At 45.5% G+C, this 19,942-nt stretch carries 22 protein-coding genes; 18 read left to right on the top strand and 4 right to left on the bottom strand.

Annotated features, from left to right (window positions below; translation table 11 throughout):
- The first annotated feature begins 87 nt into the window (after nt 1–87).
- From DESAL_RS12100 to infA, 12 genes are all read left to right on the top strand, one after another.
- Entirely contained in the window at nt 88–456 is a 369-nt protein-coding gene (locus tag DESAL_RS12100) for a hypothetical protein (protein ID WP_015852277.1), read from the top strand.
- 38 nt (nt 457–494) lie between these two features.
- Nucleotides 495–1,289, top strand: a complete 795-nt coding sequence (locus DESAL_RS12095; protein WP_015852276.1) for a hypothetical protein — start codon at nt 495–497, stop codon at nt 1,287–1,289.
- Nucleotides 1,290–1,300: 11 nt separating this feature from the next.
- Nucleotides 1,301–2,011: an HAD family hydrolase gene (locus DESAL_RS12090; protein WP_015852275.1), complete on the top strand. Its 711-nt coding sequence runs from the start codon at nt 1,301–1,303 to the stop codon at nt 2,009–2,011.
- A gap of 190 nt (nt 2,012–2,201) precedes the next feature.
- Nucleotides 2,202–2,492, top strand: a complete 291-nt coding sequence (locus DESAL_RS12085) for a YggT family protein (protein ID WP_015852274.1) — start codon at nt 2,202–2,204, stop codon at nt 2,490–2,492.
- Between the two features lie 15 nt (nt 2,493–2,507).
- The gene (locus tag DESAL_RS12080; RefSeq protein WP_015852273.1) at nt 2,508–3,011 is read left to right on the top strand and encodes a DivIVA domain-containing protein; all 504 of its coding nucleotides are present in this window, start codon (nt 2,508–2,510) and stop codon (nt 3,009–3,011) included.
- Entirely contained in the window at nt 3,008–3,328 is a 321-nt protein-coding gene (locus DESAL_RS12075) for a DUF167 domain-containing protein (RefSeq protein WP_015852272.1), read from the top strand. Before DESAL_RS12080 ends, DESAL_RS12075 begins: the two co-directional genes overlap by 4 nt.
- A 30-nt stretch (nt 3,329–3,358) precedes the next feature.
- Complete coding sequence (locus DESAL_RS12070; RefSeq protein WP_015852271.1) at nt 3,359–3,577, top strand: DUF465 domain-containing protein; 219 nt, start codon at nt 3,359–3,361, stop codon at nt 3,575–3,577.
- Nucleotides 3,578–3,589: 12 nt separating this feature from the next.
- Nucleotides 3,590–5,284 carry a biosynthetic-type acetolactate synthase large subunit gene (ilvB, locus tag DESAL_RS12065; RefSeq protein WP_015852270.1) on the top strand — a complete coding sequence of 565 codons (1,695 nt, stop codon included), beginning with the start codon at nt 3,590–3,592 and terminating at the stop codon, nt 5,282–5,284.
- 9 nt (nt 5,285–5,293) lie between these two features.
- The gene (gene ilvN / locus DESAL_RS12060; protein ID WP_015852269.1) at nt 5,294–5,776 is read left to right on the top strand and encodes an acetolactate synthase small subunit; all 483 of its coding nucleotides are present in this window, start codon (nt 5,294–5,296) and stop codon (nt 5,774–5,776) included.
- Nucleotides 5,777–5,900: 124 nt separating this feature from the next.
- Nucleotides 5,901–6,890, top strand: a complete 990-nt coding sequence (ilvC, locus tag DESAL_RS12055; RefSeq protein WP_015852268.1) for a ketol-acid reductoisomerase — start codon at nt 5,901–5,903, stop codon at nt 6,888–6,890.
- A gap of 283 nt (nt 6,891–7,173) precedes the next feature.
- On the top strand, nt 7,174–7,440 hold the full coding sequence (locus DESAL_RS12050; RefSeq protein WP_015852267.1) for an RNA recognition motif domain-containing protein: 267 nt from the start codon (nt 7,174–7,176) through the stop codon (nt 7,438–7,440).
- A 185-nt stretch (nt 7,441–7,625) separates the two neighbouring features.
- A complete protein-coding gene (infA, locus tag DESAL_RS12045; RefSeq protein WP_015852266.1) occupies nt 7,626–7,844 on the top strand; it encodes a translation initiation factor IF-1 in 219 nt (72 codons plus the stop codon).
- Between the two features lie 241 nt (nt 7,845–8,085).
- On the opposite strand, the gene tsaA is transcribed toward infA, so the two are convergent.
- Complete coding sequence (gene tsaA / locus DESAL_RS12040) at nt 8,086–8,484, bottom strand: tRNA (N6-threonylcarbamoyladenosine(37)-N6)-methyltransferase TrmO (protein ID WP_015852265.1); 399 nt, start codon at nt 8,482–8,484, stop codon at nt 8,086–8,088.
- Nucleotides 8,485–8,644: 160 nt separating this feature from the next.
- A complete protein-coding gene (nhaB, locus tag DESAL_RS12035; protein ID WP_015852264.1) occupies nt 8,645–10,267 on the bottom strand; it encodes a sodium/proton antiporter NhaB in 1,623 nt (540 codons plus the stop codon).
- 464 nt (nt 10,268–10,731) lie between these two features.
- Between nhaB and DESAL_RS12030 the strand changes: the two genes are divergently transcribed.
- From DESAL_RS12030 to DESAL_RS12015, 4 genes are all read left to right on the top strand, one after another.
- A complete protein-coding gene (locus tag DESAL_RS12030) occupies nt 10,732–11,862 on the top strand; it encodes a hypothetical protein (RefSeq protein WP_015852263.1) in 1,131 nt (376 codons plus the stop codon).
- A gap of 166 nt (nt 11,863–12,028) precedes the next feature.
- Nucleotides 12,029–15,031: an HD domain-containing phosphohydrolase gene (locus DESAL_RS12025; RefSeq protein WP_015852262.1), complete on the top strand. Its 3,003-nt coding sequence runs from the start codon at nt 12,029–12,031 to the stop codon at nt 15,029–15,031.
- 16 nt (nt 15,032–15,047) lie between these two features.
- The gene (locus tag DESAL_RS12020; protein WP_015852261.1) at nt 15,048–15,455 is read left to right on the top strand and encodes a bacteriohemerythrin; all 408 of its coding nucleotides are present in this window, start codon (nt 15,048–15,050) and stop codon (nt 15,453–15,455) included.
- A 115-nt stretch (nt 15,456–15,570) separates the two neighbouring features.
- Entirely contained in the window at nt 15,571–17,778 is a 2,208-nt protein-coding gene (locus DESAL_RS12015) for an EAL domain-containing protein (protein ID WP_197528741.1), read from the top strand.
- Nucleotides 17,779–17,815: 37 nt separating this feature from the next.
- Here DESAL_RS12015 and DESAL_RS12010 read toward each other — a convergent pair whose 3' ends face one another.
- Complete coding sequence (locus DESAL_RS12010; RefSeq protein ID WP_015852259.1) at nt 17,816–18,115, bottom strand: YciI family protein; 300 nt, start codon at nt 18,113–18,115, stop codon at nt 17,816–17,818.
- A 139-nt stretch (nt 18,116–18,254) separates the two neighbouring features.
- Here DESAL_RS12010 and DESAL_RS12005 point away from each other — a divergent pair, with 139 nt between their 5' ends.
- Together DESAL_RS12005 and DESAL_RS12000 are read left to right on the top strand one after the other, a co-directional pair.
- Entirely contained in the window at nt 18,255–18,584 is a 330-nt protein-coding gene (locus tag DESAL_RS12005; RefSeq protein ID WP_015852258.1) for an STAS domain-containing protein, read from the top strand.
- A 93-nt stretch (nt 18,585–18,677) separates the two neighbouring features.
- The gene (locus tag DESAL_RS12000; protein ID WP_015852257.1) at nt 18,678–19,169 is read left to right on the top strand and encodes a YajQ family cyclic di-GMP-binding protein; all 492 of its coding nucleotides are present in this window, start codon (nt 18,678–18,680) and stop codon (nt 19,167–19,169) included.
- A 60-nt stretch (nt 19,170–19,229) separates the two neighbouring features.
- Here DESAL_RS12000 and DESAL_RS19790 read toward each other — a convergent pair whose 3' ends face one another.
- Nucleotides 19,230–19,700 (bottom strand): hypothetical protein, encoded by a 471-nt coding sequence (locus DESAL_RS19790; protein ID WP_015852256.1) that lies wholly within the window; start codon nt 19,698–19,700, stop codon nt 19,230–19,232.
- Between the last annotated feature and the right edge of the window lie 242 nt (nt 19,701–19,942).

Here is a 19,942-nt window from a genome sequence, read left to right as displayed (position 1 = left end):
TTACAAAGCAGCGATGCGTACATACTTCAAACTTTGAATGTTTAACAGTTTCAGGCCGCTGGCCGTGTTGTCCCGGAGGGATGTTTTTTGGCTAAGGTAACTAAAATGCCGGGCCGCATGTGTCGGTTCTATCAGAATGGAAGGTGTCTCTACGAAGAGATGCTTAATCCCGGATATAACCGAGAATGGCGTTGCCGGGTTCTTAAGGATTTAGAAGGGGAGTATGACAAACTTCTTCTACAGGCCGATAATTTCCATTTGGATGAGCAGGCTTTCCGTGATCTTTGGGAACAAAGAATAGAAGAACACTTGAAATCCACAGTGGTGTGTCGCAAGATGGTTCCGCGTGATGAAGAGGGTTTTCCCTTCTGTGCAGCGCTGTACGAAGAAGTTTGCCTTTTTGAACAGCCTGAGTGCGAAGGTGTGTGCAGCCGTTTCAAACCGCGTAAAGAATAATTTTCAGAGAATAATTGGGTCTAAAAAGGAGTTCTGCCGTGCTTATATATTTTCCGCAAATGCATGAAGAGTTGGTGGAGGAAAAGGTTGAGGGTGCTTTGATCTTTGATCCGGGCATTAACCGTGATGAAACCGGGGATGTGCCTGCCTACCGGCCGGAAGATCTGCCTGTAGAACCTAAGACCTGCCGCCGCATGGTTGATGATTTCATCAGCTACGGCGAAAGCCTCGGCGATATGTTCAAATTCATCGCCAACCCGCAGTCCAACGACAAAGACCAGTTCGGTGAAAGAACCAGCGCCATCCAGAATGAATTGACTGCCCGTATTTCTCCTGATGTTGAAGATAAGAGCGATGAAGAAGCACGTATTCAGAATCAGGTGGTTTTGGCTCTTTGTTACGCCTATGAAGAAAAGAATATCGAACTTGGCTCTCTTGAACAAAATTTAAATGAGAAGTGGGCCGGATTTGGCGAAAGCCTCGGTCTGGACGTAGATAACGAAGATGACCGCAAGGCTATGGCTCTTGGCGGTCTTATGGCCAATCTGCCCGGACTGGGCGGCGGTGATGTTCAACTGCCGTGGAAGAAGGTGCTGGAAGGCTTTGCGTTGCTTCTGCCTGAAAATTCTGTTCTGGTTACCAGTGATGTAGATGCTGTCTCTCTTTGGAAGGATCGCGATATTGAATTTTATGAAAAGGAAGGACTGTTGGAGGAGAAAGCTCTGGTGCTCCGCGAAAAGGCGTGGAAATTACTGGACCTTTCCGGATTGCCCGAAGACAAGCCGTGGCTTGACCGGGAATTTACTGTAGTCCTTAAAGTGAAAGAAGTTTAGGGAGAAATCCTATGGAATCAATACATATCAGCGCGGTAACGCCTCCTGACGTGGTTAAAGAAATCAAAGGTGTGATTTTTGACTGCGATGGGGTCTTGATCAATTCCTTTGAATCCAATAAGTGGTACTACAACAAGTTCAAGGAAAAGTTTGGACTTGATCTAATGGATGCAGAAGAAGAAAAAGCCGTCCATGCATTGACTCATGCTGCTGCCCTTAAGCATATCCTGCCTGAAGAATTCCATGATGAAGCCTTTGCCTTCAGTAAAGACCCCTCACTTAAGGAAGGGATTAATTACATTGAAGTGGAAGAAGGGCTGACCCGTCTACTTGAGTGGCTGAGAACTAATAATATCCGTATGGGTATCAATACCAACCGTACTGATACTCTCCCGCTGGTTTTACAAATGTTTGATATTGAGGGGTTCTTTGCGCCAATGGTTACTTCGCAGACCCTGCCTAATACCAAGCCCCATCCGGAGGGCGTTCATTACATTTTAGATAAATGGAAAATGAAGCCCGAAGAGGTCGTCTATATTGGTGACACATGGGTGGATGAGAGCTGTGCCGAGCGTGCAGGGGTTGAGTTTTGGGCTTACCGCAGTCCGACCCTTAATGCCCGTTTGCATGTGGATAGCTATTGGACTCTTTGCAACCTGCTGGAAAAGGCCCGGAACGATGTCTGGTCCAGTTGCGGTTGTGGTCAGCTAAAGTTTATTTAAATCAGTATGAAAGAGCAGAGGGGGCTTTCAGGTCTTGATTTTCCTGTGTCCTCTTTGTGACCCATGTTCTTATATTTAATAGAATTTAGTTAAATTTGGAAAAACAGTTGATTCTTGAATCCTGCTGTGCCAATTTATAGTCAAGATCGGAAGCCGCCGCTTCTGATCCAGCCCGTTAGGAGTATGTTAAATGGATTACGTGATTCTTGCCGTGGCGAAGGTCCTTTCGCTCGTACTTAATCTCTATATGTGGGTGGTTATCATTTCCGCCCTGATTACTTGGGTCAATCCTGATCCCTACAATCCCATTGTCAGATTTTTGCGTAGCGTGACTGAGCCTGTCTTTGCCAAGGTTAGGCAGTATCTTCCCTTTGTAAATATTGGTGGATTTGACCTTTCACCCATTGTTGTGCTTCTGGCTATCCAGATGCTCGACATTGCGCTGGTGGGTAACCTCACCAGACTCGCTTATGGTATGTAGATGCCGGAGGTGGGCATGAGTCTTTCAAAAATAGACTTACTTAATAAAAAATTCTCGAAGTCACTATTCGGATACTCCAAGAGTGAAGTTGACCAGCTCATGGTTGAACTCGCGGAGGTTCTGGGGACTTCTGCCGATGAGAAAAAGCAGCTCCAGAAGATGGTTTCCCGTCGTGAGAGCACTATCACTGAGTTTCGCCAGCGTGAAGAAACACTGCGCGATACCTTGATGACCACCCAGAAGATGGTGGATGACCTTAAGGCTACCGCAAGGAAAGAAGCCGAAGTCATCATCAATGAAGCCCATTCCAGGGCAGAGGTGATTTTGCAGCAGGCGCATAACAGGCTTGCCCAGATTCACGAGGACATCAATGAGCTGAAACGGCAGAGAACCCGTTTTGAGGTTGAGTTGAAAGCTCTCCTTGAGTCCCATCTCAAAACTTTGGAGATAGGTGATCCCGAAGTTGAGAAAGTCGAAGCCATCGAATCCAAACTTAAATTCTTCAAGAAGGCCAAGTGAGCGAAGTTATAGCTGAACTCCCATCTTACATCAGGCCCTGCGGACACGGTTCGTGGAGGGTCTCTGTGTGGGTGCAACCCGGCGCCAAGAACGAAGGTATCACCGGGGAGTATCAGGACAGCGTGCGTGTGCGGATAAACGCGCCCGCTGTTGATAACAAAGCCAACAAGGCTCTTGCCGCATTTGTCGCGACCCGTCTGGGTCTTAAAAAGCGAAATATTTCCATTGCATCAGGGCATTCCAACCGTAAAAAGGTTTTACTGGTGGAGTCCGATGTTGAACCGCGCTGGGATGGGATAATCCCTGCCAGCGCCTGAGTTGCAAACCATTGCAAAAAGGAGTTTCAAATGGAACAGAGAGAAATTGAACTGATCGAGCAGCTAGTGGGCCAGGATAGCGAAATTAACGCTCTATGGAATCAGCACAACGAATTCAAGAAACTCATCGATAAAATGGAAGCTAAGTCCTACCTGAGTGACACTGAAACTCAGGAGGTCAAAGAACTCAAAAAGAAAAAACTCGCTGGAAAGACAAAGCTGCAAGCTTTGCTCGACAAGCATAAATAAGGGAGGGTAGCCATGGAGCTCACCGGAGCTCAGATATTTCTTGAATGTCTGAAAAAGGAGGGTGTGGACGTCGTATTCGGATTCCCTGGAGGAGCCGTAATTGATATATACGACGAATTGCCCAATTATCCGTTTAAGCACATACTTGTAAGGCACGAACAGGGTGCAATCCATGCTGCGGACGGCTATGCACGCGCCACCGGCGATGTAGGAGTCTGCCTCGTGACATCAGGTCCCGGAGCGACCAACACTGTTACCGGCATAGCAACGGCGTATATGGATTCAATTCCGGTGGTTATTTTCACCGGACAGGTTCCCACACCGCTGATCGGAAACGATGCGTTTCAGGAAGTGGATATCGTAGGAATCACCCGACCCTGCACAAAGCATAATTATTTGGTTAAGGACATTAAGGACCTTGCCTATACTGTACGACAGGCCTTTTATCTGGCCCGTACAGGACGTCCCGGCCCGGTTCTGGTTGACCTGCCAAAGGATATTATGCAGCAGAAATTCGAGTTCGAATGGCCTGAAGATGTGTCGCTGCGGAGCTACAACCCCAATCTGAAACCGCATGCGCGGCAGATTAAAAAAGTCGCAAAATTGATCGAAGGTGCAGAAAGGCCCTTGATTTATGCAGGCGGAGGGGTTATCAGCTCTGGAGCTGAGGATGAATTGACATGGCTCGCTCAGAGCCTGAACATTCCGGTGACCGCTACCCTTATGGGGCTGGGCGCCTTTCCCGGAGAAGATCCCCTTTGGCTGGGGATGTTGGGAATGCACGGCACCTACGCCGCAAACATGGCAATAAATAACGCGGACCTCGTCCTGGCAATCGGGGCGAGGTTCGATGACCGTGTTACCGGTAAGGTTAGCACTTTTGCCCCCAAAGCCACTCTTGTTCACATCGATATTGACCCCACCTCAATTCAGAAGAACGTAGCCGTACACGTGCCTCTGGTCGCTGACTGCAAAAGCGCACTGTCTGCATTAAAGAGTGAAATGGAACCGAACCTTGATTCCGTGGACTGGGAAGTTGCCCACGCTGTATGGGTCAGGCAGGTTCAGGAATGGTCAGAAACTCATCCCCTGCGATATAAAAAGGGCGACACCGAATTCATTAAGCCCCAACGAGTTGTGGAGAAAGTCTACGAAATCAGTAAAGGCGAAGCCATTGTCGCTACTGAAGTAGGCCAGAACCAGATGTGGGCTGCCCAGTTCTATAAGTTTAAACGCTCCAAATCTTTCCTTTCATCAGGTGGTCTCGGTACCATGGGCTTCGGTTTTCCCGCAGCTATCGGCGCTCAGATGGCCTTCCCCGACAAACTTGTGGTGAATATTGCCGGTGACGGTTCTATTCAGATGAATATTCAGGAAATGATGACTGCTGTCTGCAACAACCTTCCCGTAAAAATTGTTATTTTGAATAACGGCTATCTCGGAATGGTCCGCCAGTGGCAGGAGCTTTTTTACAATCGCAACTACTGTGAAACCTGCATGGATGCCCAGCCGGACTTCGTTAAACTTGCCGAAGCATACGGAGCTGCTGGGTACAGGGTTACTGAAGAAAAAGACCTCGAACCGGTGCTTAAGGAAGCTTTCTCCAACGGAAAGCCGACCATCATCGATGTCCGTGTGGATCCGGAAGAGAACGTGTACCCCATGGTCCCGGCCGGTGCTTCATTAACCGACATGCTGCTCGTTTAGGAGGAAGTAATGAGACATACTTTATCCGTGACAGTTGAAAACGAGCCCGGGGTTCTTTCCAGAGTTGCAGGACTGTTCAGCGGGCGAGGATTCAACATTGAATCCCTCAACGTAGCTCCCACCCTTGAGGAGGGAGTGTCCCACATGACTATTACAACTATCGGCGATGAACACATCGTTGAGCAAATCGTTAAACAGCTTCGCAAGCTGGTTACGGTTATTAAAGTTGTGGACATGGTTGAACACAAGGCTGTTGAGCGTGAAATGGTCATTCTCAAGGTAAATGCCGAAGACAACAAACGAGCTGAAATTCTGCGTATTGTGGATATTTTCCGCTGCAAGGTTGTTGATGTGAGCCCGGACGAACTATCTATTGAAGTCACCGGTGACCACGGCAAGATCGAAGCACTGATCAACCTATTGACCAGATTCGGTATCAAGGAAGTCGCCCGTACAGGTACCGTCGCTATGAAGCGCGCCCTGCAAGTTTAGGTAAAAAATTTCATCAACATTTCGGCACAGGAGTGCCCTCCGGCTGGCTTTTTTCAAGGCGAGCCGCCGGGAAACTATTCGCGAGTTTCGTGTCCGAATTAAAGAGAAAAATCAGGAGAAAGCAATGAAAGTTTATTATGAAAATGATGCTGATCTGAATCTGCTTAAAGATAAGACAGTTGCCATCATCGGTTACGGTAGCCAGGGCCACGCCCACGCACAGAACCTTCGTGATTCCGGTGTTAAAGTTGTTGTAGGTCAGCGTCCCGGTGGCGCCAACTACGAGCTTGCCAAGGAACACGGTTTTGAACCTGTCAGCGCTGCTGAAGCTGCAGCTCAGGCTGATCTGATCATGATTCTTCTGCCCGACCAGGTTCAGGCTGAAGTTTACAAAAATGACATCGCTCCCAACCTCAAGTCCGGCGACGTTCTTGCTTTCGGTCACGGTTTCAACATTCATTTCGAACAGATTGCTCCCCCGGCAGATGTTGACGTAATCATGGCTGCCCCTAAAGGCCCCGGCCATCTCGTACGTCGCACCTACACTGAAGGCGGAGCAGTTCCTGCGATCATCGCAGTCGATCAGGATGCCTCCGGTAAAGCTTTTGATATCGCACTTGCTTACGCAAAAGGTATCGGCGCAACCCGCTCCGGCGTTCTGCAGACCACCTTCCGCGAAGAAACAGAAACTGACCTTTTCGGTGAGCAGGCTGTTCTCTGCGGTGGTCTTTCCGAGCTGATCAAAGCTGGGTTCGAAACTCTTGTTGAAGCCGGTTACCAGCCTGAAATCGCATACTTTGAGTGTCTGCACGAGTGCAAGCTGATCATCGACCTCATTTACGAAGGTGGCCTCGCCAAAATGCGTGATTCCATCTCCGACACTGCTGAGTACGGTGACCTTACTCGCGGCCCCCGCGTTATCAACGACAAGAGCCGTGAAGAAATGAAGAAGATCCTCAAAGAAATCCAGCAGGGTGAATTCGCACGTGAATTCATCGCTGAGAACATGACCGGTAAGGCTCACTTCTCTGCTATGCGCCGCATCGGTAAGGAGCACCAGATCGAACAGGTCGGTGGCGAACTCCGTAAAATGATGAGCTGGCTCAAGAAGTAAGCAGCTACTCTTTTCGATAGTTTCTGGCCTGCGTGAAAAAAAGTATAATTTATATACCTTTTTTTACGCAGGCCTATTGCTCTTTTATTCTTGCTGAGGTATGGGGCTACATAGGATACCGGATTTCAGCCGAATATCGTAGATTGTCTGTATGGGTATTTAGTTGAATGGTTTATGGGTTGGAGGCGTAATTCTGGCCTGTAGCAAAGTGTGGTGACGAATTTTGATTCGAACCGGCTGTCTGGGTTGTTTTAAGTCTTAACGTTTTATGGAGTTTTTTGAGATGTCGAAGAACATTTACGTGGGTAATCTTCCTTGGAGTTCCTCTGAGGAAGATGTAAGGGCTGCTTTTGAAGAGTTTGGTGAAGTAATTTCCGTTAAACTCATCAATGACCGTGAAACTGGCCGCCCCCGCGGATTCGGTTTTGTTGAAATGGAAGACGAAGGCGCTATTCAGGCTATTGAAAATCTTGATGGTTCTGACTTTGGCGGACGTAATCTGAAAGTAAACGAAGCTCGTCCCCGCGAACCACGTCCCAGACGCTGGTAATTTGTTGCGAATTGGTATAAAGCCCCTTTGGGCTGGTGAGAATACGTAATTCTCACCGAAACCATTTTGTACCTAAAGACAGTCTTGATATTCCCCTATCCGGGAAAATCGAAAAATAAGCCCGCTGTCGCAGTTGCGTATGCGGGCTTTTTTTATGATAACTATTAATAATACGAGGAAAAGTTTTGGCTAAAGAAGAAGGCATTGCAGTTAATGGTATTGTAGAAGAAGCTCTCCCTAACGCTATGTTTCGCGTAGAGCTTGAAAATGGTCATGAGGTTCTGGCTCACATCTCCGGCAAAATGCGTAAATTCCGCATCAGAGTTATGCCCGGTGATAAAGTTACCGTTGAGCTCTCTCCTTACGATCTCACTCGCGGCAGAATTACTTACCGTCCCCGGTAGTAACTACCCGAGATTTCACGATACCTGTATCGATGGAATACCCCATGCGGGGTCGGTCCTTCTGTAACCGACCCCGTGGGATGGTGGTCATCCTTAAAATATATTTGATTTATTTTATACAAAATTCATCTCAATGAATTTCATGGCTGCTGCGATGGTGGTCATCCTTAAAATAAATTAGATTTATTTTATATTAAATTCATATCGATGAATTTATCGGCTGCCGGGATGGGGGTATGTCCTATTTTTTGCGTTGGCCTATTTTTATGTCGACCAGCGGTGTTCCGTCTATGGCTTCCATAGGGCGGACTTTTATTTTGCAGCCGTTAATGGCGGTGATGGTCACCGGATGAAGGCCGATAGGATTAGGTCTGTCCGGGGAACGGGTCGAGAATACGCCCCGTTTTGGACGTGATTCATCGCCACGCGGATGAACCTTTTGATAGCTCCTGTCTGCTTTGTGCAGCCATGTGAAAAGTAATATCTCAGCTCCTGCTTCCAATCCTTCCAGTGCTTCACTGTATTTTTCGTTTATTTCTACTGTAGCTTCAATTCCACCCTCGCTGCCTTGTTTAGGGGCTTTTTCGCGTTCTTTAATGTCTGACCGTAAATAACCGATGATTTCAAGAGTAGTGTCCATGAGTAGTCTCCAGTATGAATTTTATATCTGTAGTTGATTCCGATTTTCATGTAGAAGGTAGTGTTTTTATTTTTTGATGTCCAGAGGGAGACAAAAGAAAAGCGGGTAACCCGATAATTCGGGTTACCCGCTTCTTGTTGGTAATTAATATTTGTATGGTCTACAGGAACCAGTCTACAGCCAGCAGTCCGGTGATGGACATTGTGATGGTGTAGGGCAGTGCCAGCAGAACCATTCTGCCGTAGGAAAGCCTGATTACAGGTGCCAGTGCGCTGGTCAGCAGGAAGAGGAACGCGGCCTGTCCGTTCGGTGTTGCAACGGAAGGAATGTTGGTTCCGGTGTTGATTGCTACAGCAAGTTTGTCGAACTGGTGCATAGCTGCCTGAACCTGTGCGCCTGCAGCCTGAGGCAGAGTGGCGATGACATCCGCGCGTACTGCGTGGGGATCGGTCAGCTTAGCCATCAGTTCCTGTCCGCTCATGCCGATACCGGGAATCGCATCGAGTACGTGGACAAAATGCATTTTGGTTTCGGATATGTATACGGTAGCAACGAATACGTTGTCAGAGATTGCTGAGAGTACTCCGTTTGCCACGTAATAGGCCATAAGCTGGGCCTGACCCTGCATGCTAAGCACGTATGAGATAATAGGCTTGAAGAGCTCCTGAGAGTGGATAACAGCAACTACAGCGAAGAATACAACAAGGAGTGCGGTGAAGGGCAGAGCCTCTTCGAATGCGGGTCCGATGCGGCTTTCTTCGATAACACCGGTGAAGGCGGTAAGAAGTACGATAATTGAGAGGCCGACAATACCAACAGCAGCAAGGTGGAAGGCCAGAGCAAGAATCAGCCAGACACCGATCAGTGCCTGAATGATGAGTTTAACCTTGCCTGCCTGTCCCTGCTTTTCTTCCTGACGCATTGCTTCTTCAAAGAGGAAGGAGCGGATGTTGCCGGGAAGACTATAGCCGTAGCCGCAGATTTTGAATTGTTCTGTCAGCAGACAGGTCAGAAGGCCGATAACAAAAACAGGCATTGTTACGGGCGCTACGTTTACTGCAAATGGGATGAAGTGCCAGCCCATTTCGCTACCGATAAGCAGGTTCTGGGGCTCACCGACAAGTGTGCACACGCCACCGAGGGCGGTACCGACAGCACCGTGCATCATCAGGTTACGCAGGAAGCCGCGGAACTCTTTAAGTTCTTCGCGGTTCTTTTCTTTGAGGTGCAGGTCGGAATCAAGGCTGTGAGAACCTTTGTCCGCGCCGCTGGAAACATACTTGTGGTAGACACTGTAAAAACCCAGCGCAACAGCCATGATAACGGCGGTAACGGTCAGTGCATCAAGGAATGCGGAAAGGAAGGCTCCGGCAAAGCAGAACAATAGAGAGATCAGCTTCTTGGAGCGGACGTTGACCAGAATACGGGTGAAGGTAAACTGTAAAAAGTCCTTCATGAAGTAGATACCAGCTACCATGAAGATCAGCAGCAGGATAACTTCAAAGTTGTGGTGAGCTTCGTGATAGATGGTTTCAGGAGTCGTCAGTCCGATGAGAACTGCTTCCATTGCCAGTAGGCCGCCCGCCGGAAGGGGGTAGCATTTCAGAGCCATTGTCAGGGTGAAAATAAATTCCGCAATTAGAACCCAGCCCGCTACGAAGGGTCCTACGGTGGCCATGATTATGGGGTTGATAACCAGGAAGGCCAGAATAGCCAGTTTATACCACATCGGGGCATGACCCAGAAAGGTATTCACAAAAGTCTTTGCCAATGATTTGGGCATAGCTTCTCTCCATTCGCTTAGATCTGTAAAACAAAAATACTGAAGTAAGTAGTCCCGGCATATCCCGCAGTTATGGTGTGGTTGAGATGGCTCGCGGGAATTGCGTTCAGCGTGAAGCCGGGGGTAGGGCACTGCCGGAGGGCCTGTTTCTGGCGATGGTCCAGAGGCGGTGTCGCAGGTATCAGTATGGTGAGGTGGATAAATTCCACTATCCTTCGGCGGGTTTTATATGCCTCTGCTGAGTATATGTCCAGACGTGAAGGCTTAAATTATAGTATTATATGATTTTCAGTTTATAAATGGGAAAAAATTCACATTATGTTGAAATGAATAGGTTAAGTTGTCGTTTTGGTGCCGTGCAGCGAAGCGTTTATGTTTTGCATTTAATACATGACACCTGCTTTTGTAAGGTGTTATGTTAATACTTCGAACAATTTAGTCTTTGTATTTAGAGGTGGAGATTGGTGAGAGTATTTTGTTGTTTGATTGCGTTGGTGTTCTGTTTTGGTTCTTCTGCCCCGGCTTCCTCGCTTGAGGATGTCTGGGGTGAGGTTCATCCTTTGCTTTCTGATGCTGTGTCGGAGTTGGATTTGCGCTCCAATGTCCCGGATTCTTCATGGAATCCCCTGAAAGATGACAAGGGTAGTGTAGACAATAAAATTAATGATTTGCTGGATGAATGTATCGAGATTTTGGGGATTTCCGGAATGTCGGAATCCAAGTCTGCCATCCGGAAATTGCAGGAGGACTCGCGGTATTGCCGGGAACAGGTGGCTGAGTTAAAGACCGAGCGCCTTGCTGCACCTAAGAAAGTCAAGAAGTGGGAAGTTTGGAAAAAAGATGCTGATTCAATTGAAGCAGAGATTCGTGATCTTGAGATACGTGAAGAAGAAAATGATAAACGTATAGAAGGCTTGATTGATCAGCTGCTTACCGAGATGCAGGGTATCGGTATGAAGGTTGACCGGGAACAGGTGGAAACACTTGTCTATAGTGTCACCGGTGATGACGACGTACGCCTCGTTTCCGTCTTTAATAATGTTAAGTTGATTACTACAGAATTGCAGCGGCTTACGGCCGAAGCAAATGAAAATATTGAAATGGCCAAGCGTTACTATGGCATGCATACCTTGTTGCTGCGCATTTTACTTAATCTTTACGATAACTATGAACAGAAAATTGAAAATGTTTATCTGGTCCGTATAGCTGAGATAGTAAAAAAGCAGGAAGAGTTGATTCAGAGGACTGTAGAAAAAATCAATAGTGAACCTGTTAAATATAGGGCCATATACAAGACCAATCTCGCAGCTCAGGGACTGACAGTTAGAACAGCGAAGATGTATGATGACTACCTGCGTAGGAATAAAATACGTGTTGCGGATGCTAAATCCGGAATTTCTCATGAGTATGAGGTGGCCCTGAATACTTTTGAGACTGTTCAGGGGGCGCACAGCCTGATTACTCTTATGCAGGATGCCAATGCCATGCTGGAACGCATTTCTGAATTGCAAACTCCAGATCTGGTTGTGTTTCAGAATATCGAAATGAAAAATGAATTTAGAAAGCTGACAAATAGGATTAACTCTTTGAAATAGTAGAAAATTAGTACAGCTTGCAGCTTCAAAAAAAACGTGCGTTATAAAAATACGCACGGTTTTTTATTTGCTCCTCGTTGTTTTATATTTGTTATAGTGCTAGGTTTGATAGGGTGGAAGATATGTTCTGGTGAAGTCTTCTGCAAGTAGAAAAGAAGGGGGAGATATGGAGCGGAAATGGTCGATTGCATCTCTCATTTGTTGTCTGCTTGTCGGGACGTGCCTTTTAACTACTGGGACAATTCTTTTCATTGTAAAGAGTCAGTCTGATCAGGCCGCGATCGAATCAGCGGAGGAATATTTTGAGGAAATAACAGATAAGACCGCTGCAAAGCTTGATGCCTTTATTGAACCTGTTGTTGCTCTCGCTAATGTAGCCGGGGAAACTCTTTGCATGGAAGCCTCCGCTATTAAAGAGGCTGCATATAGCAACAAATTTAAAGCCTTGAAAATTATGCTCGACTCAAACAATCAATTGATGTCTGCATATCTAGGTTATGAAGACGGTTCATTCTATCAGGTTATTGCACCCCGCGGGATCGAAAATATTATTACAAAGTATGAAGCTCCGGAAGGATGTGCGTATATAGAACGCCTGCTTCTTGTGGACGATGGTGACGGGCAAGTCCAACGTTGGCGGTATTTTGATTCTTCGCAACATTTGCTTGGGGAACGTTTTGATACATCATCGTATGATCCCCGGGAACGTTCATGGTATCGGCAGGCTCTGCTTTCCTGCGGAACTATTTTTACCTCTCCTTATGTCTTTAGCAGTTCTGGAATGCCGGGGATAACCTGTGCAAGAACACTTGGGGATGGTACCGGAGTTTTTGGGCTGGATATTTCGCTCAATCAACTAGGCAGCATGCTTGCAAAGCAGAATGTCAGCGATAACGGTCTGCTTTGGATTGTGGACAATGATAACCGCATGGTCGCATATCCCAATAAGGATTGGGCGGTTATGGGGAGTAATTTACAGCTTCCCATGGCGGTTTCATATCCCGATAATACAGTAAAGTGTGTGGCCCGCCATATCCCAATACCTGAAGATAGCAGAACATGTTGTTCATTTTTTGAAGGTTCTGACGGTCAGGATTATATGGCCAGCCTTACTCCGATTTACGAGAATAGCGGATTGCAATTGGTTGTTGCGGCAGCGGCACCGGTAAGTGATGTGACCGGGCATATTTCCAGAATGTCGACTCGAATTATGTACAGTTCGGCAATTCTCCTGCTGTTATTGTCTTTTGCATCAGTATACATTGCACGCAGGGGAACCCGTGTTATGAGTGTGCTTTTACGCGAGGCTAAAAAAGTACAAAGTTTTGATTTTTCTGAGTCGCCTCCCCTTAATTCGCGAATTAAAGAGCTCGATACTCTTGGCAAGGCCGGCCTTCTTATGAAGGAAACCATCCGTGATAAAACCGCCAATCTTATTACTACTCAGGGAAAGCTGGAAAAACTTGTTTCCTGCGGCTTGGCTCTTTCTTCTGAAAAAGAATTAGAAAGACTTGTTTCATTAATTTTTGATTCAGCGCGTGATCTTGTGGAGGCCGATGGCGGGGTAATCTATTTGATGGAAGGAAATAAGCTTGCAGCTGAGCTGCTTTCACTTGATTCTTCAAGTATTGTTCTCGGCGGTCTTTCGGAAAATCCTGTGCCTAGAGTTATGGTTATCCCGGAAATTATTGACTTTGTAAGTAAGGATTCAGTGCTGTGGTATGCCTGTGAAGCTTATAACAAACGCGAGGTTTTTTCTGTAAAAGGGGTGGAACTTTCTTTATTCCCTACCGGATTGGAGCATGAACCGGAGCGTGGGCACATCCATTCAATGATTACGGCCCCCATTATTACGAGAAGTGATGAGATCCTCGGTGTTATTCAGCTGTTTAATTCCAGAGAGGGGGGGCTTTTTGAAGACGGTCTGGATGATTTGCTGGGGTCGCTTGTTGCCCAGGCTGCGGTGGCATTGGATAACCGTAATCTGGTTAATTCTTTGGAAGAGTTATTTAATGCATTCATCAAGGTAATTGCTGCGTCAATTGACGCCAAATCTCCTTATACCGGCGGGCATTGCACCCGTGTTCCGGTTCTGGCGGAGATGTTGACTAAAGCTGTTCATGAGACTGAGAGCGGACCGCTCAAAGATTTTCGTGTGGAAACAGATGAAGAGTGGAGGGAGTTGTGGGTCGCCGGCTGGTTGCATGATTGCGGTAAAGTTACCACGCCGGAATATGTGGTGGATAAAGCAACAAAGCTTGAAACCATCTATGACCGTATTCATGAAGTACGAATGAGATTTGAGGTTTTGCGCCGTGATGCTGAAATAGAGTATTATCGAAAGCTTGCCAATGGGGGGAATCAAGCTGAGCTGAAACAAGAGTTGGATGTCGGAATTAAACAATTGGAAGATGATTTTTCTTTTCTGGCCGAGTGCAATATCGGCGGTGAATTCATGTCAGATGAGCGCAAGGAGCGCTTGGCTGAGATTGGTAAGCGAAAGTGGCTACGCTATTTTGATAAACGCTTAGGAGTAGGACATTTCGAGCTTGAGCGTATGCGTGATTCCGGAGTGGAGTTACCTGTATGGGAAAAACTGCTTATGGATAAGCCTGAGCATATAATTCCTAGAACGAGCAATTATGCTCATATCAGGGATGCGTGCGGAAATCCTATCGATGTCCCGGAAAATGAATATAACCGTGGGGAGCTGTATAACCTGATGATTTCGCGGGGAACTCTCACAGACGAAGAACGTTTCAAGATTAATGCGCATATGCTTAGCGGTCTTGATATGCTTTCGCAGATTCCTTTTCCAAAGCATCTTGAGAGGGTAACTGAAATAGCCACCGGGCACCATGAGACGTTGATCGGAACCGGTTATCCTTTGAAGAAGGATATATCCAGTCTTTCCGTTGAAACACGGATACTGGCCATAGCCGACATTTTTGAAGCGCTTACTGCTTCGGACAGGCCGTACAAGAAAGCAAAAAAACTGTCTGAAGCATTAAAGATAATGACTTTTATGCGCAGTGATCAGCATATTGACGGCGATGTTATGGATGTATTTCTGCGCAAAAATGTATTTATGGAATACGCTGAAAAATTTCTCGCACCTGAACAGTGTGATGTAGAAGACGCAACCCCTTATTTGAGCAAAGAAAAATAGTTTTAGGAGGCAGTAAATGTCTATGTTGAAGTGGAGTGATTCTTTGTCTGTTAGTATTGCTGAGATTGATGAGCAGCATAAGGGATTGGTGGCAATGGTAAATCGGGTTTATGATCTGCTTGTTTCCGGTGCAAGTGATCGGCCTCAGGCTATTGAGGTGATTGAGGATATGCGCAGGTATTCAGTGGATCATTTTGGTACTGAAGAAAAATTTATGGATAAGTTTGATTATCCTGAGGCTCCTGCCCATAAGCTCAAGCATCAAGAATTTATTGATAAGGTTAAGGAGATCGAGAATGGGTGTGCAGACGGAACCTGCATCCTAACTATGGATATCTTGAATTATTTAAGTGATTGGCTGGTTACTCACATAAACGATACTGATAAGAAGCTGGGTGCGTTTTTGGAAGATAAAATTGAGTAAGTGTGTATTTGCTTCCGGTTGACGTTGATTTTGCTCTTAATTGTGTCTATGAATTCATAATGGAGTCAGGAGAGAGGAAACTAATTATACATAGCAGTTCATGACAGAATACTTAATGAATAAGTTCAAGAACCTAGTTATTACTGATATTCTAGTGATGTCGACTCTAGGTCGGTGGCTGGATTGGATTGGGTCGCGGGTTTTCTTCCGGGTGTTGCAGAGGAGTCAACTACAGGTCTTTCCGCTTATAGTTGTCGGGGCTGTATTCCTTTGCCTGCTCAATTTCCCATTTCTCAAAGATTCCGGGATTCTTTCGGGCACATTAACCAAACTTCTGCATGATGTAGTAAGCGCAACATACGGAGTTGCTGCTTTAGTTTTGCTCTGCAGCATGAGCTACAATTTCGGACTTAGCCACAATAAAGAATACTCTGGCGAATATATCAGTCCTAATTTGTTTGTAGTAATATCATTGTCATGTTTTTTTGTATTGCATGGTGATATTAATTTTTCATCCTTTTCTGAAATAGCCTCACTCGGCAAAGGTATTGCCCAGGCATTCTTTGTTTCTTCTCTTTCAAGTTTTCTTCTGCATAAGTTTATTCTGCTTCGTTTCAGGCTTGCTGTGTCCGGATCTGGATATGATATATTTTCCAGAGAGATACTTTCCTTAATTCCGGCCTGTGTTGCTGTTATATTGATATTTGTTTTATTAAAACATGTCGTTTTACTGAGTGGATATGACAGCTTATGTGATTTGTATCGCAGTGCCGTACTTGTTGTTGTGAATCTTTCAGGGTCTGAGTTTTTTAGCGGTCTGATTTATACATTTACTTCGCAATTGCTTTGGTTTTTTGGGGCTCATGGTCCAAATACCCTTTCTCTTTTTGACAGTACTGTTTTAGCAGACAACATGGCTGCAAATATTATGAACTTTCAATCAGGGTTTGCACCGACACATATCCTTACCAAAGGATTTTTGGACAATTATACGATGATTGGCGGTTCAGGGCTGACCATGAGCCTGCTCATAGCTATTTTTCTGAAAGGCCGCGATTCAGGTACCAAAAGAATTTCGCAGCTAGCTCTTTTAGTTTGTTTGTTCAATGTTAATGAACCCTTGCTGTTCGGTATTCCTTTGGTCCTTAACCCAGTTTATGCGATTCCTTTTATTTTAATTCCTGCTATTGCTTACTGTATTGCTTATGCTGCCACCTTCTTGGGTGTTGTTCCGTTTATTGTTCATGCCGTGCATTGGACAACTCCTGTGTTTTTAAATGGATATATGTCGACAGGAACATGGGGCGGGGTTTTGTTGCAGGTGGTAATTTTAGGCCTCGGCGTAGGGCTGTATATGCCTTTTGTATTGATTTCCGACCGGGTGATGAAAAAACAGTATGACCGGGGCATGAATGAAATTATTGTTGCCGCTAGAGGTGAAGATGTTTCAACCGGATTTAAATGCGTTGGTTTACCCGGTTTTGAAGGGTTTGTGGCCAGATCATTAGCTTCCGACCTTGTTCGGGCTCTGAGAGCGGAAGAACAGCTGTATGTAGTCTTCCAGCCTCAAATTGATGACGATGCCGGAGAAATTTTAGGTGCTGAGGCGTTAATTAGGTGGAATCATCCTGCTTACGGTTATATCTCACCGGAAGTGGTGGTCGCGCTGGCAGAGGATATGAATTGTATTGATGAGTTAAGTTATTTCGTTCTCAGGGAATCTTGCAGCCAACTTGCCGTCTGGCAGGAAAGATTCGGTTACCATCTTTTTGTTTCGGTCAATTTCCCTCCATCACTATTTAAAAATAAAGGTCTCGAAGATAAAGTCCTCGGGTGTCTGAGGTCTGCGGGAGTTCCGCCTTATTGTCTTGAGATCGAAATTACCGAGTCTGTTGCCATGTCAACAAGTGGACGGGAACTTCAAAATCTTAACCGGCTGCGTGAACTGGGAATCCGTATTTCAATTGATGATTTTGGTATGGGGCATACTTCATTGCGCTATTTGAGAGCACTGCCCATTGATAAGGTTAAGATCGATAGAACGCTTACATTCGGCTCTTTGAATGATGTGAACAGGCATATTGTTACAAGCATCCTTGAACTTTGCCGGAATATTGAGATGAAGGTAGTAGTTGAAGGGGTTGAAAATGCTGAGCAATTAAGAAGCTTGCGAAAGATCGGCGGAACCTGTTTTCAGGGATATTATTTTAGCAGACCTGTGATTGGCGAAGAATGTCTGCAATTCATGGATGATTGGAACACCAAGCGCAGTCGGTTTGATGATAGGGAATTGAAAGTTGCCCGAGTAGCTATTTCTGATTAATTCAGGGCCGGAACTAAGTTGTTTCGGCCCTTTAATATTAATATTCTGGAGTCTCTTTTAGAATTTCATAACCATCCGCCATCATTGTAGGGATGAATTCAATAATTTCGTATTCAGCAACGCCTTCGCGTTTGAAGGGATCTTCATTAATGGTCTTTTCAAGTTGTTCCAGATCAATGTTTCTGGCGAGAATGATCCCCCCGGTGCGTGGTACTTTACGGCCTGAGGCTATGAAGGTTCCATTTTCATAATGTTTTTTTAGAAATTTGATGTGCTCTTCCAGTAACGCATCAATATTTTCTAATGGTTTAATGTAGTTTAGATTCAGAATATACATAGCGGTTGCCCTCTCCGGCTTGGAATGCTAAATTTTATAGGTTGGTGTTGTAGTACATTGTAATGTTTCGAATTGACAGTTCTTTTTGTATACAGCAATGGAATGCAAGCTAATTATATAAATTGTTGAGGAGCAGATTATGATTTTGTCTCATGAAAGGGTCGGGGACTTTGTCATTCTGCGTGTTGGTGAAAGCAGGGTTGATGCAACTAATTCATCCGAATTACAGGAGCATGTGTCTTCTTTGGTTAGTAAAGGAGGCAGGAGCTTTGTGCTCGATCTTTCTGCTGTTCTATTTATGGATTCCTGCGGTCTTGCCGGGTTGATTCCAATTACGAATTGCATGCCGAAAGACGGACGTCTTTTGATTGCCGGACTGCATCCAAAAGTGGAGCAGATATTCAAGCTTACTAAGCTTAATACCATTTTTAATATATACCCATCAGTTGGTGAAGCCTTGAAATCTTGATCCTCATGGGCACGCAGGACTTGACTATGTCTTGCCGATTGTTAGATTACGAGCGACTTCAAACAGCTATTTATCTTATATGGAGGATATACAATGCCGTCTTTTGATATTGTCAGCCAGATCGACGCACAGGAAGTTGATAACGCTGTAAACAACGTACTTAAAGAAATTGATACCCGTTACGATTTTCGCGGGGTGAATACTGAAATTGATCTGAACAAAAAGACAAATACCATCAGCCTCGTTACCGGCGATGAAATGAAAATCAAGGCCGTTAAGGATATGATGATTACTCATTTCACCAGACGTAAGGTTGATCCCAGATCTCTTGATTTCGGTAAGGTTGAGCCTACTTCCAGCGCTCAGCTCAAGCAGGAAATTAAATTGAAAGAAGGGATCGATAAAGATACAGCTAAAAAGATCGTAAAGTTGATCAAAGCCAGTAAATTGAAAGTTCAGGCTGCTATTCAGGATGATCAGGTCCGCGTTACCGGTAAAAAACTGGATGATCTGCAGTCCGTTATTGCTCTGGTCAGAGATTCGGATCTTGATATGCCTTTCCAGTATGTTAATATGAAGAAGTAATAAAAGAACTTCGGTTAAATTTTAACCCCGTCCTGAATTTATTTCAGGGCGGGGTTTTTCTTATCCTTTCTTTTTGCAGTGCTCCTCATAACTGGTCACTGTTTCCATTATTTCCCGGCAGGTGTGCTCTCCCTGTCTTCGGACAAGTTCCGGAGCGGCATTGGTGGTGATCAATCTGTCCAGTTCAACTTTTTCAGGATAATCATCAAGGCATTCTTCTTCGACTGTTAATTTGTCGGGAATGATCTCCTGTTGCTCTTGAACTCTGTATCCTATTGAGCCGCATAGGTGGTTTAGTGCTGCGATAACGAGTTCTTTTTCTCCTTCTTCTTCCAGTTTGCTGAACAGCAAATGAAGTCTGTCCAGCGGATTCCGCTGGTGGTCTTCATGTTGTGGTGATGAACAGTAGCGGTTGATCTGGCTTTGACCTCTAGAGAAAATCTTTTGCATGCAGGTTGCCCCTAGCACTTCGCGGGAGCACTGCATCATTTCCCATGTTTTAGTCGCGGTATTTGTCTTCTTGGGTTTCATTAAGAAAAGCCTTTATTTTAAGTTTGTTGATAGTCGTTTATTAACCCAAAAGCCTATTGAGTTGAGTGTGTAGGGAATTGGTATCTCTTTTTCCCCTCGCTTTTTCCACGCAATGTTTTCAATATAAAAAACGTGGATAAATATCGTTTATATGTGGTATACATAAAACAGGGTGTTTTTCAATATGCACATAGGTAGCCTGACAGCGCCGACAAAAGGGCTCCTTAATAGAAATATGAAAA

The sequence above is a fragment of the Maridesulfovibrio salexigens DSM 2638 genome (assembly GCF_000023445.1).
GTDB lineage: Bacteria > Desulfobacterota > Desulfovibrionia > Desulfovibrionales > Desulfovibrionaceae > Maridesulfovibrio > Maridesulfovibrio salexigens.
The sequence above is the reverse complement of the archived record's forward strand: the minus strand, read 5'-3'. Positions and strand labels throughout refer to the sequence as shown.